This window comes from Xanthomonas sp. 1678 (genome assembly GCF_031455575.1).
In the GTDB taxonomy this organism is placed as follows: domain Bacteria; phylum Pseudomonadota; class Gammaproteobacteria; order Xanthomonadales; family Xanthomonadaceae; genus Xanthomonas_A.
Map to the genome: position 1 here is coordinate 305893 of NZ_JAVDSZ010000003.1, position 17219 is coordinate 323111.

Below are 17219 nucleotides of genomic sequence, written 5' to 3' on the forward strand. Positions count from 1 at the left end.
TTGGCGACGCTATCCACGCCGCGGGAGCCGCCGCTCGGCCGGCCGCGGTTGGCGTCGCCCGCATCGCGCATTGCCGCATCGAGCAGCCAAATCATGTCCTGCGGCCGGCATGCCGGGACGCGCAGCGGACAACGCATACACCTGCCGCCAAGCCTTGCTGCCACTGCCGCTTAACCCCCCGGCTGCTAAACTGCGCACCTTTCCCCACCGCAGCACCGCAAGCATGCAACTGAGCCTGTTGAAGACCAAGATCCACCGCGCCACCGTCACCCATTCGGAGCTCAACTACGAAGGGTCGATCGCCATCGACGGGCTGCTGCTGGACGCCACCGGCATCCGCGAGTTCGAGCAGGTGCACATCTGGGACGTCACCAACGGTGCGCGCTTCAGCACCTACGCGATCCGCGCCGACGAAGGCAGCGGCATCGTCTCGCTCAACGGCGGCGCCGCGCGCCACGTGCAGGTCGGCGACCTGATCATCATCGCCGCCTTCGCCGGCATGAGCGAAGAGGAAGCCGCGCGCTTCCAGCCGACCCTGGTCTACGTGGACGGCGCCAACAAGATCACCCATACCAACCACAGCATCCCGAAGCAGGCCGCATGACACAGTCCAACGGTTTCGACGCACTGCATTCCCACGCCCAGCGCCTGCGCGGGGCGCGCCTTCCCGAACTGCTGGCCGCCGAGCCCGGCCGGGTCGACGACCTGGCGCTGCAGGTCGGGCCGTTGTACTTCAACTTCGCGCGGCAGAAGTACGACCGCGCCGCGCTCGACGCGCTGCTCGCGCTGGCCGCCGAACACGACGTGGCCGGCGCGTTCCAGCGCCTGTTCCGCGGCGAGACGGTCAACGTCACCGAAGGCCGCGCCGCGTTGCATACCGCCTTGCGCGGCGATCTCAGCGGCGCGCCGGTCGCGGCCGCAGCCAACGCCAGCGCGCGCGAAGTGCAGCAGCGCATGCGCGCGCTGATCGACGCGCTGGCGCAGACCGAGGTCACCGACATCGTCAGCGTCGGCATCGGCGGTTCCGACCTGGGCCCGCGCCTGGTCGCCGACGCGCTGCGTCCGGTCGACGGCGCGCGCTTCCGCGTGCATTTCGTCTCCAACGTCGACGGCGCGGCGATGCAGCGCACGCTGGCCACGCTGGATCCGGCGCGCACCGCCGGCGTGCTGATCTCCAAGACCTTCGGCACCCAGGAAACCCTGCTCAACGGCCAGATCCTGCGCGACTGGCTCGGCGGCAGCGAGCGCCTGTACGCGGTCAGCGCCAATCCCGAGCGTGCCGCCAAGGCCTTCGACATCGCCGCCAGCCGCGTGCTGCCGATGTGGGACTGGGTCGGTGGGCGCTATTCGCTGTGGTCGGCGGTGGGCTTCCCGATCGCGCTGGCGATCGGCGCCGACGGCTTCGAGCAGTTGCTGGCCGGCGCCGCGCAGTTCGACGAACACGCGCTGACCGCGCCGCTGCAGCGCAACGTCGCGGTGCTTCACGCGCTGACCACGCTGTGGAACCGCAACGTGCTCGGCTATGCCACGCAGGCGGTGATGACCTACGACCAGCGCCTGGCGCTGCTGCCGGCCTACCTGCAGCAGTTGGTGATGGAGAGCCTGGGCAAGCGCGTGCAGCTGGACGGCACGCCGGTGCAGGCCGATACCGTGCCGGTGTGGTGGGGCGGCGCCGGCACCGACGTGCAGCACAGCTTCTTCCAGGCGCTGCACCAGGGCACCAGCGTGGTGCCGGCCGATTTCATCGGCTGCATCCGCAACGACGACCCGTACACGATCAACCACCAGGCGCTGCTGGCCAACCTGCTGGCGCAGACCGAAGCGCTGGCGAACGGGCAGGGCAGCGACGACCCGCACCGCGACTACCCGGGCGGCCGCCCGAGCACGCTGATCCTGCTCGACGCGCTGACCCCGCAGGCGCTGGGCGCGCTGATCGCGATGTACGAGCACAGCGTCTACGTGCAGTCGGTGATCTGGGGCATCAACGCCTTCGACCAGTTCGGCGTGGAACTGGGCAAGCAGCTGGCCAGCCAGCTGCTGCCGGCGCTGCAGGGCGAGGGCACCGAGGTCGCCGACCCGGTGACGCGCGCGGTGCTGGCGCGGTTGCGCGGCTGAGACGGATCGAAGCGGCATCCCAAGCGGAGTTGCGAACGCCATGGCGATCTTGTCGATGGCGTAAGCCGGGGTGCCGCCTTTATGATTGGCCTATCGCATGGAAGTGGTATCGGGAATCGGTCCGACGGGAGTGAATGGATGAACAAGCCAAAAGCTGTAGCGGTTGTCGCAATTCTGCTGGCAGGTGCGCTGTCGGCGGCCTGCCAAAAGAAGGAGCCTGAATCAAAATCGGCGAGCACGGTCTCGCCGCTGAGCGTCGTCGAAGTCAGGCTCGGCACTGCGGAAAACGGCATGCCCAAGCCGCAGACGGCAGATGCGCCGATATTGGCGGACGTCAAGCTACAAGGCGCCGCGCGCGGACAAGTGCTGAGGGCGAAACTGCTCGACCTGCGCGATGGGCAGCAGGTGGGCGTGGCCGAGCGATCTATCGACGAGTCCGCGCATGTGCAGTCATTCCGCTTCGAGAATGCGCAAGGCTGGAAGCCCGGACGCTACATGCTGGAAGTGACCTTGGATGGGAAACTCGCATCCCAGCAGGACGTGGATGTGGTGGGGGCAGAAACAAGCCCGGCGAATGCTGGTTCCTAGTCCGGCGGGTCATCGGTGCTGGAGAGGGCGGTCAGGAAGAGAACCAGCTTGTGCTTCTCTTCCGCTGTCAGGCTGATGAGTTTGTCGCGCGCGAGATTACGGTAATACACCTCGTGCTCCACCGCCGATGCCAGGTCCGCGATGCTGCCATCGTGCATGTAGGGAGCGGTGAGCGCTACCGTTCGTAACGAGGGCGTGCGAAAAGCACCTAGGTCCTGTGGCTCTTGGGTGATCGCGAATCGTCCAAGCTCGGCGAACTTGACGTCGGAAAGGATGGATTCTCCCAGTGTTTTCCCGTTCTTTTTCTGCTGCTCCAATGCGTCGAGCAGGGCGGAGACGTTGCCGGCGACCTGGTTGAAGCCAATGCCTGCATGGTGAAAGCGATTGTCGCTCGTCGTGGCAGGGGAAGTGCCGAGCTTATGGCAATCGGTGCAGCCTGCTTTTCCAGAGAATAATTTCAGGCCCTCGACTTCATCCTCGGTCATGTAAGCCGAAGCGCCTTCGGACACAGCATATTTTTCGAAGCGAGTAGGCGGTGCCGGCAGCGAGCGGATATATGCCGAGAGCGAGGCGGCGACTGTGTTCATGTCCGGTTTGCGACCGGGAGACGCAGCTTTCACTAGCGGAGAATATTCCGCTTTACGCGCGATCGTGGCCAGAACGGCCTGGTCGTCTGGCATTCCCATTTCCAATGAATTGGTCAGTGGCTGGACGACAGCTGCTTCCAGCGTTTCCGATCGTCCATCCCAGAAAAAGCGCGACATGAAGCGGCTGTCGAGCAGGCTCGTTGCATTGCGTGTGCCTTTACGGCCGCCGGTGCCCGTGGAGACCGATGCGCCATCGGTATAGGCACGATCGGCACGATGGCAACTGGCGCAACTGGTCCTGCCATCGGCACTCAGATCCGTATCGTGGAACAGCACCGCGCCTAATGCGATCCTCGCGCGTTCGGATTGCTCCTGGCGGGGGCTGCATCCGGTGGACAGCAATAAGACGGCCAGTAACACGCACATCAATGTTGCCGAGCGATGACGGTGCGTCCCTGGCATAGCACTATTGACTCCATTCCAATAGTTGGATATTTATCCATCGCCGAGTGCGCGATGCCCGCTCAGCATAAGGGACAGCCGGCCAACGTGGCCAGTCTTTCAGGGAAGAGACGATGGGAAGTCGCAGCGCAAGGACGTGCTTGGCGGTGGGTTTGCGCGCGAGGTTGACGCGCTCATGCATCTTTTTCTGGCGGGAACCGGTCGTTCGCAGGGTGCTGCTGGCATTTTTCCTGCTGTCCCTGTCTTGTGCCGCGATCGCCACCTCCTATGTCTATGACGCGCAAGGGCGCTTGATTGCGGCAAGCAATGACGCCGGGGAGAGTGCGCGCTACCGCTACGATGCGATGGGCAATATCGTCGCCGTCGAGCGTGTGGCCAGCGGAACCCTGGCGGTGCTGGGCTTCAGCCCTGCGCGCGGCGCCGCGGGCGATCGCGTGCTCATCCAGGGGCAGGGGTTCGCCACGGTTCCGGCAAACAACAGCGTGGCGTTCAACGGGCAAGCGGCCACGGTGGTGGCGGCCAGCACGCGCGAATTGACGGTACTCGTGCCCGCCGGCGCCAGCACCGGCCCCGTCTCGGTCGCTGTCGCCGGACAGAGCGCGAGCAGCGCGCAACGCTTCGTGGTGGATGCGAATGCCAGGCAGCCGTTGATCCTCGGCGTGTCGCCGTTGGTCGCCAGCGCCGGCGTGCCGATCACCGTCGATGGGCAGAACCTGTCGCCTGTCGCTGGGCAGACAGCCGCCAAGCTGGATCGTAGGACCGTCCCCCTCTCAAGTGTGACTGGCACCAGCGTCGTTTTCCCGGTGCCGGATAGAAGCGGCAGCGGTCCGGTCACCGTCACCACGCCCTACGGCACTGCGATGAGCAGCCAGGATGTGCTGGTGTTGCCGGCGGGCGTGTCGTCGGCCGATGTCTCCAGCGTGACGCGCCTGGCCGTGGAAGCCGCGGCGGTCGATGTGGCCGCCACGGGTAGATATGCCGCGGTCCTCGTCACCGGCATGGCCGGCGACTACCTCAGCGTGCAGTTTCAGTCGCTGGGCTCGGCGACCGTGAACTATCGTGTGTTTGGTACCGACAACACGCAGATCGCCAGCGGCTCGGTGAACGCGGACCAGCCGACGCTGCACCTGCCGCGATTGAAGGCCGGCGGTACATATCTGCTGTTGCTTGCGCCAAGCACGGCTTCGGCGAGCTGGAAAATGGCGGTGGAACGCGCCAAGGCGCTGATGTTGGATGGTGCCGAGACGGCGGTCGCCACCGCGGTGGCTGCGCAGGCCAAGCGGTACACCTTTTTTGCGCAGGCCGGCAGCAAGCTGGGGCTGGCGGTGACCGAGCAGGCGCCGGTCGCCGCTGGCTGGGGTACTGTTCTGCTGCAGGTGTTCGATGCCGACGGCGTCAGCCTTGGCTATCAATACTGCCATCAGGCCAACAGCGGGTGCGCGCTCAACATCGCCGCTCCCCGATCGGCGATGTATCAGGTTCTGCTGACGCCCGCCGCGAGCGGCGCACGTACGATGCGCCTGAATCTGCTGCTGTCGTCGGATCTGTTTCAGGCGCTGCCGAAGGACCAGGACGTGGTGGCCGAAACGCTACGCAGAGGGCAGAACCTGCGCCTGTCGTTCGATGCCGTGGCCGGAGATGCCTTCGCGTTGCAGGTGGCCAACCAGGTCACCGTGCCGGCAGGGCGCGATGTGTACTATCGCGTTTACGCCCCCGATGGCACCAGTGTCGCTTCGATGGCGGTGCGCGCGGCGGGAACGGCCTATGTGACGGCGAAGACCAGCGGAACGTATCAGGTTCTGGTCGATCCCGGATTCGGCGAAACCGTGCGGCTGCAGGCGCGCTTGAACGCCGGACAGACTGCCGGTGGCGGCGTCGACGGCAACGCTAGCGCATTCGAGACGCAACTGCCTGGTGACAGCGTTTATTTCGCCTTCTCCGCAGCCGCCGGCCAGAATCTGGGGCTTGGCATGAGCGAGCTGCAGTCGAACGAGAGCGGCCCGCTCAACCTCACGATCTACGGCCCCAACGGAACTCCGATAGCCGGTGCGGTATGCGAGATCGCCAATGACGGATGCGATGTGAATCTGCCGGATCTGGTGGCCGGCCATTACGGCGTGGTGGTCGCGCCGGCTACCGTGACGCAGACGGTGCGCTTCAAGGCGACGCTGTCCAGCGATATGGCGCTCGCTTTGACGCGGGACGTGGTCAGTCAGGTGGCCATCGACCGGCGCGGGCAGAACGCGGTCCTGTCGTTCCAGGCCAACGCCGGTGATGCGTTGGCGTTGCAGGTGTCGGATCAGGTCACCGTGCCGGCGAACGGCTCGGTCTACTACCGGGTGTACAGACCCGACGGCACAGCCTTGTCGTCGATGGCGGTCTCCGCTTCGGGCACCCTGACGATGAACATGCCGGTCGCCGGCACGTACCGCCTGGTCATGGATCCGCGCCATGGCGCAACCGTGTCCTCCAAAGTGCTGGTGACGGCGGGAACCGCGGGCGGGCTGCAGTTGGATGCCAGCAGCGGCGAGTACACGGCCGCTGCCGGTCAGAGCACGTTCTTCAGTTTCAGCGCGTCGGCCTCGCAGAACCTGGGATTGGGCATCGGCGAGCTCACGCTGAGCAGCGGCACCTACGTCAGCGTCAAGATCGCCAACCCCAACGGTTCCACGCTCACGACGGCCACTTGCTATGCCGCCGGCGGTTGCGCGTTCAATCTCCTGAATCTTGCCGCAGGCAACTACGGAGTAACGGTGACCCCGCAGTCGGGTTCGCAGAGCATGGCGTTCAAGGCGACGCTGTCCACCGAGGTGTCGGGGTTCCTGCAGAAGGATGCGTTGAGTTCGCTGGCTATCCAACGCTTTGCCCAGAACGCGCGCCTGACGTTCGCCGGTAGCGCCGGCGAGAGTCTCGCCTTGCTCGTCTCAGAAACGGCGACCACCCCGGCAGGGCGCGATGTGGTTTATTCCGTGTATCGGCCGAACGGGGCGCTGTGGAAAACGGTGACGTCGGGTGGTAGCGCCATTTTGGCTTTGCCGAATCTCCCCGAGACCGGAAATTACCGTGTGTTCGTCGATCCGGCCGGGGGCGCCTTGCTGTCGGTCAAGCTGAAGCTGTCCACGGGTCAGGATGGCAATGTCGAACTGGATGGCACGGGCGGCACTTACCAGACATCCGCAGGGCAAGGCGTGCATTTCTCCATCGAGACGCAGGCCGGTCAGAATCTGGGTCTGGGAATCACGGAGATCGCAGTCAATTCGGCGAACTACATCAATATTGCGATCTTCAGTCCAAATGGCACGACGCTGTACAGCAGCAATTGCTTCGTCCAAGACGGCTGCTCGTTCCCTCTGAGAAATACGCTGGCCGGACGCTACAGCGTCGTGGTGACGCCGGCGTCGGCGGGCCAGACGATCAAGTTCCGCGCGGTGCTGTCGTCCGAGCTGCTGGAGCAACTGTCGCGCGATCAGCCATTGCATCTGGCGCTGCCCAGATACGGCCAGAATGCGCGGTTGCGCTTCCAGGCACAGGCCGGCGAGTCGCTGATGCTGCTAATCGCCGCGCAGACGACGCTGCCTGTGGGTCGCGATGTGAGCTATAGCGTGTTGCGGCCGGATGGCTCTGTGTGGAGGTCGCTGACGATGAAGGTCGGCGATGCCATCAATCTGATCAACGTGCCGACGTCCGGCGAGTACATCGTCCAGGTCTACAGCCAGACAGGAAGCCCGCTGGAATCGGAGATCACGCTTTCCACAGGAAGCCCGCTTCCGATCGATGGGCCTGCCTCGCACGTCGTGACCCGGTTGCCGGCGCAGTACAAGCACTTCTCTTTTATCGCCAGTCAGGGGCAGAACCTTGGACTTGGCATCAGCGACATGCAGATCGTCGGCTCGGGGGGACAACGTGTGGTTGTGTCCATCTACAAAGCCGACGGCAGCGCGTTGGCAAGCGGCACATACTGCGACGTCGAACGCGGCGGCTGCGACTTCGACCTGAGCAACCTAGCCGCCGGCAAGTACGCGGTGTTGATCGGCCAAGGCGAAGACCAAGCGGCGACTTACGACGTGACGCTGTCCAATGATCTTCCGCTGGATCTGCAGCGCGATACGCCGCTTGTCGTCTCCGTTGCACGACGCGGACAGAATGCACGGCTGAGCTTCCAGGGTCAGGCTGGCGACAAGCTCGCGGTGCTGGTGCAGGGCCAGGCGACCAGGCCTGTGGACGGCATCAGCTACTACAGCGTCTATCAGCCCAACGGAACCCTGTTCACTTCAGGGTCGACGCTTACCGGCACCGCGATCGGCCTGGGCAGCCTGCCGGCGGCCGGCAAGTACAGCGTGGTGGTCGATCCCCAGTATGGGCAGACGGTCGACACCTCCGTCACCTTGTCCACTGGTACTGCAGTGGCCGTGGATAGCAGCCAACCGTTCGCTGCGGGTCAGCCCGGTGCAGGCCGCTTCTTCTGGTTCGATGCGCAGGCGGGGCAGAAACTCGACTTGGGGCTCAACCAGATCGCGCTGGCAGGCAGTGGCTTTGGTTGGGTCTATGTGACGTTCTATCGCCCGGATGGCAGCAGAATCGCCACCGGCACGAATTGCTTCTACACGTATGGCTGCGGGTTCTCCATCGACAATGCTCAGGCGGGACGCTACGGCGTCGTGGTCGTGCCCTCGGATGACTATCAGTCGTTTTCGCTGACTGCCTCGGTCTCCAGCAGGGTCGTCGGGTCGCTGGCCTGGGATGTCACGCAGTCGATAGCGTTGGACCGGCACGGCAAGACAGCTGGGCTGTCTTTCAGCGGTACAGCCGGACAGGGTGTATTGCTGCGTGTCGCCAATCAGGTGACCACGCCCGTTGGCCGGTCGGTGTCCTACGCGCTCTACCGGCCCGACGGCCAGTTCTACAGATCCTTCAGCGCCAGCGCCGGCTCCAGCAATCTGAGTTTTCCAGCGCTGCCGACGACCGGAACCTATCAATTGCGGATCGTCCCCGACGACGGCGTCGCCGCAACGATGGACATCACTTTGGACAGTACGCCCTAGAACACCGTCGCGATCCCGATGAAAGGACGCAGATCGGCAGCAGGCATGGAGCGGAGCGAGCATATGACGCGGTTAAGCAACGCATGGAAGAGCGTGATCCTGGGTGGGGTGCTGGGCGCGCTGGCGTCGACGGCGGCATCCCAGCAACCGGTCTGGTCGGTGGCGATCACTCCTGCGGTCGGTGTCGGCACGGTTCCCGTCTTGGTGGGGCAATCGCGTGCGATCACGCTGGCCGACGGGAGCGAACTGACGCTGGCAGCCGATGGACGCTTGCTGCGGCATCGCCAGCCTGGCCAGCAAGCGCGCCAGATCGCGCTGCCGTCCGCGCGCATCGACGCCAGCGTGACGTTGCTGCCGAGCGGACGCGTGCTCGTCTGGGGAGGTCGCGATGCCCAGGGCCGCTTGCAGGACGACGGCGAGTGGTTCGATCCGACCAACGCCTCTCTGGAGCCGGCGACGGGGCTGGGCTTGCGTGCGCGCTACGGGCATACCGCCACGGTACTCACCGACGGTCGCGTGTTGCTCGCCGGCGGCGTCGGTGGCGGCGCTGGTGCGCAGGTATGGGATGAAGCGAGCGGTCGCGCCATCACCTTGCCGGGGGATCTGCCGGGCGGTGGCAACGGGCAATCGCGTCTACTCGCCGATGGCCGTGTAGCGTTGCCGGCGTCCACCAACACGCAGCGTATCGCCACCGCTGCGGTCTTCGATCCCCTAGCCGGTGGGTTTCTTCCGTATCCGGCCAATTTGTCCGATCCACCAGGAGCGCCACGGCTTGCCGGTAGCGTGCCGACGCAGGGGGCCGACGGTGTGGCGCCGAGCACACGGCTCGCGCTGCGCTTCTCGCGTTCGCTGCACATGCCGACCCTGTCTGAGCGCACGGTCACCTTGATCGGCCCCGAAGGGCGGGTGGCGGTGCGCATCGCGCCAGTGGAGCAGGGCCGTTTGCTGTTCGTGCAACCGCGGCAGACATTGTTCCCGGATTCCCGCTACACCCTGATGATCGATGGTGCCCGTGGTGCGTCGGGGGACGCCGTTCCTCTGATCGCACTGGATTTCCGCACCGCCGCCTACGACGAGAACGGACGGCTCGCGGCGCCCATGCTGGCCGCGCCGGCCCAGGACGCTGCCGCTGCGCCCGTCGTGCAGACGACCGGCACCGGAACGGCTGCGGCAGCATGCGCGAACGGCGACCGGCCTTGCCGCCCCCACGGCCTGCTCGCCGACGGCATCTGGTACCCCGGCCAAGACAATACCGACAGCCGCTGGCGGATCTACGGCGCCTCGCAGCAGCCCGAGCACAACGCGCGTATCGCCCATATCGCCGCGACCTACCATGTCACGATGGTGCGTGGACGCGTGGTGCGCGTGGACCAGCAACCCGTGGCCGGGGTGGAGGTCAGCATCGGCAAGGAACTGGCCGTCACCGATGCCAACGGCTGGTTCACCCTGTTCGACGTGCCGGCAGGCCATCAGGAAATCTACGTCGATGGCAGTTCCGCCAACGCGGCGGGCGTCGAGTACGGCCAGTTCGTGGTCGGCACCGAGGTGGCGGCTGGTCGCTTGAACGAACTGGGTTACCTGATGCACCTGCCGCGTATCGCCGCGCGCGACAAGATCCGGATCGCATCGCCGACCCAGCAGGACATCGTGGTAGGCCACCCGGATATTCCCGGCCTGCAGCTGCATATCCCCAAGGGCACCGTCGTCCTCGATCGCAAAGGACGCCTGGTCACCGAACTGGCCATCGTGCCGACCCCGGTCAACCGCGCCCCATTCCCGGTGACCGAAAACCACCCGATGGCATTCACTGTCGAACCTGGCGGTGCACAGATCCGCGGCCTGAATGCCAAGGCCGACAACGGCATCAAGGTCTATTACCCCAACTACGACGGTTACGCGGCGGGGACGCAGGCCAATTTCTGGATGTACGACCCCACTGACGGATGGCGCGTCTACGGCAAGGGCACGGTGTCCGCGGACGGCAAGCACTTCGTCCCGGAAGCCGGCGTTGCGTTGCATCAGACGATGGGCGGCATGTACAGCGTTCCCAGCAACGATCCGCCCAGCGAGCCAGGCCTGCCGCCCGACGGGCACTGTTGCGGCACACCCGGCAGTGGCGGCATCGCCAACGCAGCAGATCCGATCGATCTGAAGACCGGCGAGTTCGTCCATTCCGAAACCGACCTGAGTATCGCCGACGTCGTACCGCTGAGCCTGTCGCGCAGCTACCGCCCGCACGACATGAAGCTGCGCGATTTCGGTATCGGTACCGCCTCGAACTGGAGCTATTACCTCCACAATCCTGGCGGAACCTACAATACGCTCGAGTTGGTACTGCCGACCGGGGCCTCGATCCGTTTCGATCGTGCGTCAGGCACCGGTCCACGCGGCGAGTGGCGGCAAGCGGGGTCCACCACGCAATTTTCCGGTGCCGTCCTGCAGTCGGTCTACGATCCGGATCCGCTGCAACCGTGGGGGCGAGGTTTCCGTCTGACCTTGCGCGATGGCAGCCGCATGCAGTTCTCCAGCTACATGGACACCCGTCTGCGTTGGATGGAGGACCGGTATGGCAACCGGACCACATTGCTCTACGACGCGGGCATGGTCTCGCGCATCGTGTCGCCCAGCGGACGCTATTTCAGTCTTGAGTACGATGCCGGCAACCGCATCAAGGCCGCGACCGACAATGCCGGCAACACCTGGACCTATGCCTATGACAGCAATGGCCTTTTGGCCACGGTGGGGTATCCGGATGGCGGCAGCAAGTCCTATGCCTACCAGACCCGGATCCAAAGCAATGCGCTGGCCCAGCATCGGATGCAGTCCATCACCGATGCCCGCGGCAAACGCGTGCTGCTGAACGAGTTCGAGATCGTCAATGGCGTCTCTACCGGCAGGGTGATCAAGCAGACCCAGGCAGATGGCGGCGTATTCACCATCAATTACGCACACGTCGACGGCGGCACGACCGGAGTGCTGGTCACCAGCCCCGACGGAAGCAAGCGCAGGGTCGTCTTCGATACCAACAGTCTCTATCCGAAGACCGACACCCTTGCCTTTGGTACCGAGAAGCAGCAGACGCATAGCTTCGAGCGCAACGCCTATGGTCAGACCACGGCCAGCGTTGATCCGCTCGGGCGGCGCACCGAATACCTGTATGACTCGGACGGAAGGGTAGTTCAAATCACCGTTTTGGCAGGAACCACGCAGGCGCGCGTTTCCCGGTTCAGTTACAGCAGCGATGGCGATGTTCTTTCGGCAACGGATGCCCTGGGGCGGGTCGCGCGGATGACCTACGATGCCAATCGTTGTCTGGCGTCGGTCACCGACCCCGGCGGCCGTAGTGCCCACTTCACCTGCGATGGTGCGGGGCTCCCGCTAAGCGCAACCAACGCAATAGGACAGACGGTCGCATTCGAGTACGAAGGCTACGATCTGTCCAGGATGGTGGATCCGCTCGGCCGCAGTACGAGGCTGCGCTACGACATCCTGGGGCGCGTGGTCGGTACACGGGACGACTTGGGCAATGCGTCGCGACAGGAATACGACGCGCTGGGCAGGGTCAGCAAAGCCTACGACCCATCCGGCCAGGTCACCGAAATCGGCTACGACAAGAACGGCAATGTCCTGGCGGTCCTGTTGCCGCACGGCAACGGCATCACCTACACCTACGACGACCGCAATCGTCCGTTGACCCGCACCGATGCGCTGGGCCAATCCGAATCGTGGACCTACGACACGATGGATCGTGTGGACAGCTACACCGACCGCAAGGGCCAGAAGAAGACCTTCACCTATGATGTACTTGGGCGATTGGCCGTGGTGACCGAGGCAGACGGAAGCACTCAGACCTCCACTTACGACGCCGGCAATCGCCGTATCTCGCTGGTCGATTCGGTATCGGGAAGCCTGGGCTGGGAGTACGACCTGTTCGATCAGGTGACCAAGGCCTCAACCCCGCAAGGCAATATCATTTATGAGTACGATGCGGTCGGCCGACGCACCAAGATGATCGCGGCCAGCCAGGCGGCATTGGAGTACCGCTATGACGTCGTTGATCGCCTGAGCGCCCTGCTGCAGGGCAGCGAGACGGTATCCTTCGAGTACGACGATGCCGATCGCCTGACCGAAACCACGTTGCCGAACGGCGTCAAGACCGGCTATGCCTACAACAATGCCGATCAAACCACCGGCATCGCCTGGCTGAAGCCTGACGGGTCGGAGCTTGGGGATTTGGGGTACGGCTATGATCGCGTCGGGCGTCTGGTCACCCAGACCGGCAGCTTCGCCCCGCAGATGCTGCCGAATGCGCGCACCGGTGTCTTCGACGACAACCAGCGCCAGACCCAGGCTGATGGCCAAGCGCTGAGCTACGATGCCAACGGCAATTTGGTTTCGGATGGGGTGCGGACTTACGTCTGGAATACCCGCAACCAACTTGTCGAGATCAAGCAGGGCGCGGCGAGCATCGCCAGCTTCGCCTACGATGCACTCAGTCGACGTGTTGGCAAGACTGAAGCAGGTCAAACTAGCGTGTACCTGTACGATGGACTGGACACGGTACAGGAGACACAGGGCAGTACGGTCAATCCAATTCTGACCGGTCCAGGTATCGATAAACGCTATTCACGCAATGAGGCGAGTGGTCGTACATATTTCCTGAGCGATGCGCTTGGCAGCACCCGTGCCTTGACCAATACTAGCGGTGCCCTGATCCAGCGCTACGACTACAGCCCCTACGGCCAGACCAGCCAAACAACTACAGGTATCAGTAATCCGTATCAATATACAGGTCGAGAGCACGACGTAAGCGGACTCTATTACTATCGCGCTCGCTACTACCATCCGACGTTGGGGCGATTCATAAGTGAAGACCCTATTGGCTTGGCCGCAGGCATCAATTCATATGTTTATGTGAATGGAAATCCGTTGGGCTATATTGACCCCCTTGGGTTGCAAAACTCTCAGCCAGGAATAACTGCGACGGAAACTGGCGGGTATACTGTAAATTGGCGTTATTATGTGAATAGAACCTTGGAGGCGCTTGGTTTTTCTGGTGCTTATATTGTAGGTTCTGGTGATTTTGGCTCGCAATACGCCAAGCAGTGGTCAGCTACTCATGTGGTAGGCGGGGGGCATAATGGATGGATAGGACAAGACAAGTACTTTCACTGTATGGCAAATTGCCAGGCGGCACAAAAAGGCATGGGTGGATCTGCTGCTGCGCAGTGTATAAGCGACGGTCGAGAGTGGTTTGATCAGAATGTAAAAGGGGACAAGCCCTCTGATTCGGCAGATGATCAAATGGCAAATCTGCTCGGCAGGTCATCGGGAAGGGAAAATCCTGGCGGGAATTGTTCAAGGATGTGTGGCGTCTATAAGCCTGGCGGTGACTTTCCCTTTTGATGGGCTGGAATTTATGAATATCCGCAAAATTTTACTGCTGACATTTTTAGTGGCCATGGTTTCTGGTTGCTTTGAGGTTAGTAGTGTGGAATATATTGACCGCCATGATGCTGAATCGAGGAAGGCAATCGGTGAATCCAAGTGGTTGCCGACATGGTTGCCTGAAGATGCGGTAAATATCCGCGAGACGCATGACGTTGATACAAATGAGTCTTGGCTGGTTTTTAATCCAAGAAGTGGGAGTTTGGCCTTGCCGGTGACCTGTAAGCCCATAAGTGTGCCGGAGAAGTCAAGTGAATATATGATGCGTCGGTTTCCCCGATTCGCTCAAGATGCTTGGTCTCGCGCATCGGGCAGAGTTGGGATTTTTTATTTGTGTCCTGAGATAGGCGGTGAGCGATGGGTTATGTACGATAAAGAGCTGAATCTGGTCTACAGTAGGGCTAAGTTTTGAAACGCCCAGTGCCGGCTACTGATTCGTATGTGTGGACAGCTAAAAATCCAACTTCTCCGTATCAAGGGAGTTATGAAAAAACGCTTGATGGAAAAAGAGATAAAACCAAGCCTGGGAAATGGATATATTTTTATCCGGTAGGAAAGTGATGTTTGGAATTAGACGATCATTTTTGCTCTTGGTGGTGGCCTTTAGTGTAAATGGGCATTGTCAGGAAAAGGTATTGCCTCCGCCACCTCCGCAGCCAGTCATAGTGGATGAAAATGCGAGGGCCTTAGATAATGGTGCGGTTCTTGATGCTAGGCAATTGAGTAAATTTATGGGAAAGGCTGAAGCTGGAGATGGGGCGGCAGCATATAGGTTAGCGTCTCATTTCATCTCTATACAAGACAGCAGACGGTCGCAGTATTGGCAGCTGTTTGCGGCGGCCAGGGAATTTCCTGCTGCACAGTATAATTTATGGTTTGATCTCAAGGACAAGGAGGATTGTAGTTCTAAGGTTGAGGCGCTAGTTTGGCTGAGAATTGCTGCATTGAATGGTAGTGCCCAGGCGAGGGAGGAAATGAAATATTTTCCCGCAACGGTGGATGAATGCTTCTAGAATAATTCAATTTAATTAATTTAAATTAATTATTAATGTGTGGTGGAGGGGCTTTGGCGGGATCACGGAGCCAAACCGAATCAAGAGCTTGCAACACGATGAATCGCTGGTTAGCTATCTGGCGCATATTGAGGCGCTGGCGAACGGGTAGGGCAGCGACGACCCGCACTGCGATTATCCGGGCGGCCGCCCGAGCACAGCGTCTACGTGCAGTCGGTGATCTGGGGCATCTACGCCTTCGACCAGTTCGGCGTGGAGCTGGGCAAGCAACTGGCCAGCCAGCTGCTGCCTGCGCTGCAAAGCGAAACCACCGAGGTCGCCGACCCAGTGACGCGCGCGGTGCTGGCTCGGTTGCGCGGCTGAGGCGCACCACCGCAACAGGGCGTCTCGGCGGCGGAGACTTGCGTCCCCGCTGCGTTTCAGGCGATTCCAGCTCAGCCCATCGCAGCCCGCCAGATCGCAGGCGCTATAGCTCGCTGCCGCGCCGAAGCGGTTCTTGTAGTTGGCGCATACCAGTGGGTCGAGCTGTGCCTTGATCTTGTAGTGCGGTGGGCTTTCCCGACCGCAGGGATGCTGGAAGTCGCTCATCACGGGGTCCAGCCATGCTGGCCAGCGCGCTTTCGAAATCAGCCAAGTCTGTCAGGATCATAACGGCCCTCTATACTCGACAGCATCTACCCTGCCGCTGCATGGATGCCTGCCATATGCGTTTCTCTTCGGTCATCGGTTCGCTTGCCGTATTCCTGTCCGCTCTTTCTTGCACGCCGGTGTTGGCAGCGGAACCTGACATCTTCGGCATCAAGTTGGGAGCGCCGCTCGCGCTTCCCGTTTGCCAGATTTCCTTGCCATCCCCGCCTGCTCGCCCTCGCAACATAGGATTGGGTGCTAGGGCATTCAACAAGCTGACGACCCCGCCACCCGAGCCAGCAAAGGCCGTTCTGCCCGCAACAGGTCTGTGCGTGGCGCCCGGTACGACGAACATGGCAGTGGGCAACACCGAGTTCGGACCAGGCGAATACGGCTACCTGGTGTTCGCCGAGGCCGAGTTCCCGGCGTGGATTGCGCCCATCGGCCTGTCGATAGGTGCGGGCGCAGGTGACGCCTTTTCCTTGGAAGGTGCGGGTGGCCTGGTTTTGTTGCGCAATGGGCGCGTGATCGCCTTGCGCTTCAATACGACCGGGTTTGAGGCGCAGCAGCGCGTGATGGAACTGCTCAAGCGCAAATTCGGTCCGCCAAATTCGCAAAAGGCCATTGCTTGGAATAACGACTTGGGTGGCAGCCGCGAATCGATTTCCGCGCAATGGCGCAAACCGGATTTCTTTGCGGAGTATTCTTCGGTCGTGCAGGCACAGGGTATGCAGGCGCAAGGACTGTCTGGTGGGACAGGATTTCTCAGCATCGGTAACGACTTGGGTTGGCAAACGTTGAAGCCAACGAGCAAGGAAGCGCAGTTCTAGTCTGCTGAGCGGGCCGGTGATCGTCTGGGCGGACGTCACGCACAAGGCCGGTTGCAAGCGGGAGGTGTGTGGTTCGATCCGGCTGAAGTCGTTTGAGTGCTGCGACAGGCCTTGGAACCTGTTCGCGCTCTATTGAGCGGCAACGTCGGGAATGCCGGATAGCCCTCTTGGCCGGCCGTGTCCGTGTTCCTCGCGTTCTGTGCGTCCACGATCGAGAGCGTGCTGCAGGCGTTGCGGCCCGGTTTCTCGCGGGCCGCAACGCCTTCGGAACGGTACGGTGCATGTGCCCGGGTTTGCGCAATGGAGAGCCCTTGCGATGCTGTGCTGCAGCAATTTTGCCGGGCCGGTTGGGCGCGAGTGAGGCCCCCACAGGCGGCCTAGCGCAGAGGCTGTTGCTAAGAAGGTATTCCGTCGCTATAGCGCAATCCGATATGCCAGTGCGTTCATGGCATATGCCCGCCGTCGGTTGACACCGTTCGCCGATTACGAAAGCGTAGGCGCCTGATC

General features: G+C 62.3%; 9 protein-coding genes and 2 pseudogenes. 9 read left to right on the top strand and 2 right to left on the bottom strand.

The genetic code is table 11. The annotated features are described in order from the left end of the window. Positions 1 to 223: 223 nt before the first annotated feature. The 3 genes from panD (at position 224) to J2Y70_RS07620 (ending at position 2703) form a co-directional block, all read left to right on the top strand. Positions 224 to 604: an aspartate 1-decarboxylase gene (gene panD, locus J2Y70_RS07610; RefSeq protein WP_003470181.1), complete on the top strand. Its 381-nt coding sequence runs from the start codon at positions 224 to 226 to the stop codon at positions 602 to 604. Next, positions 601 to 2115 (top strand): glucose-6-phosphate isomerase, encoded by a 1515-nt coding sequence (pgi, locus tag J2Y70_RS07615; RefSeq protein WP_309915438.1) that lies wholly within the window; start codon positions 601 to 603, stop codon positions 2113 to 2115. Before panD ends, pgi begins: the two co-directional genes overlap by 4 nt. A gap of 138 nt (positions 2116 to 2253) precedes the next feature. Next, positions 2254 to 2703, top strand: a complete 450-nt coding sequence (locus tag J2Y70_RS07620) for a hypothetical protein (protein WP_309915441.1) — start codon at positions 2254 to 2256, stop codon at positions 2701 to 2703. On the opposite strand, the gene J2Y70_RS07625 is transcribed toward J2Y70_RS07620, so the two are convergent. Continuing rightward, positions 2700 to 3716, bottom strand: coding sequence for a cytochrome c peroxidase (locus tag J2Y70_RS07625; protein ID WP_309915443.1), 1017 nt, complete (start codon positions 3714 to 3716; stop codon positions 2700 to 2702). The genes J2Y70_RS07620 and J2Y70_RS07625 overlap by 4 nt on opposite strands. Before the next feature lie 248 nt (positions 3717 to 3964). On the opposite strand from J2Y70_RS07625, the gene J2Y70_RS07630 reads away from it, so the two are divergent. The 6 genes and pseudogenes from J2Y70_RS07630 to J2Y70_RS07655 all read left to right on the top strand — a co-directional run bounded on the left by J2Y70_RS07630 (position 3965) and on the right by J2Y70_RS07655 (position 16712). Continuing rightward, entirely contained in the window at positions 3965 to 8794 is a 4830-nt protein-coding gene (locus tag J2Y70_RS07630) for an IPT/TIG domain-containing protein (RefSeq protein ID WP_309915446.1), read from the top strand. 63 nt (positions 8795 to 8857) lie between these two features. Continuing rightward, a complete protein-coding gene (locus J2Y70_RS07635) occupies positions 8858 to 14200 on the top strand; it encodes an RHS repeat-associated core domain-containing protein (RefSeq protein ID WP_309915449.1) in 5343 nt (1780 codons plus the stop codon). A 13-nt stretch (positions 14201 to 14213) separates the two neighbouring features. Further along, entirely contained in the window at positions 14214 to 14654 is a 441-nt protein-coding gene (locus J2Y70_RS07640) for a hypothetical protein (RefSeq protein ID WP_309915451.1), read from the top strand. Between the two features lie 118 nt (positions 14655 to 14772). Further along, positions 14773 to 15255, top strand: a complete 483-nt coding sequence (locus J2Y70_RS07645) for a hypothetical protein (protein WP_309915454.1) — start codon at positions 14773 to 14775, stop codon at positions 15253 to 15255. A 112-nt stretch (positions 15256 to 15367) separates the two neighbouring features. After that, positions 15368 to 15618 (top strand): annotated as a pseudogene (locus J2Y70_RS07650) (glucose-6-phosphate isomerase); the annotation flags it as partial. Positions 15619 to 15959: 341 nt separating this feature from the next. Beyond that, complete coding sequence (locus J2Y70_RS07655; protein WP_309915457.1) at positions 15960 to 16712, top strand: hypothetical protein; 753 nt, start codon at positions 15960 to 15962, stop codon at positions 16710 to 16712. A 152-nt stretch (positions 16713 to 16864) separates the two neighbouring features. Here J2Y70_RS07655 and J2Y70_RS07660 read toward each other — a convergent pair. After that, positions 16865 to 16966 (bottom strand): annotated as a pseudogene (locus J2Y70_RS07660) (IS5/IS1182 family transposase); the annotation flags it as partial. Positions 16967 to 17219 lie beyond the last annotated feature (253 nt).

Excerpts from the sequence above, each read along its gene's own strand:
- panD (WP_003470181.1), top strand. The coding sequence starts at position 224 with ATGCAACTGAGCCTGTTGAAGACCAAGATCCACCGCGCCACCGTCACC.
- pgi (WP_309915438.1), top strand. The coding sequence starts at position 601 with ATGACACAGTCCAACGGTTTCGACGCACTGCATTCCCACGCCCAGCGC.
- J2Y70_RS07620 (WP_309915441.1), top strand. The coding sequence starts at position 2,254 with ATGAACAAGCCAAAAGCTGTAGCGGTTGTCGCAATTCTGCTGGCAGGT.
- J2Y70_RS07625 (WP_309915443.1), bottom strand. The coding sequence starts at position 3,716 with ATGTGCGTGTTACTGGCCGTCTTATTGCTGTCCACCGGATGCAGCCCC.
- J2Y70_RS07635 (WP_309915449.1), top strand. The coding sequence starts at position 8,858 with ATGACGCGGTTAAGCAACGCATGGAAGAGCGTGATCCTGGGTGGGGTG.
- J2Y70_RS07640 (WP_309915451.1), top strand. The coding sequence starts at position 14,214 with ATGAATATCCGCAAAATTTTACTGCTGACATTTTTAGTGGCCATGGTT.
- J2Y70_RS07645 (WP_309915454.1), top strand. The coding sequence starts at position 14,773 with ATGGATATATTTTTATCCGGTAGGAAAGTGATGTTTGGAATTAGACGA.
- J2Y70_RS07655 (WP_309915457.1), top strand. The coding sequence starts at position 15,960 with ATGCGTTTCTCTTCGGTCATCGGTTCGCTTGCCGTATTCCTGTCCGCT.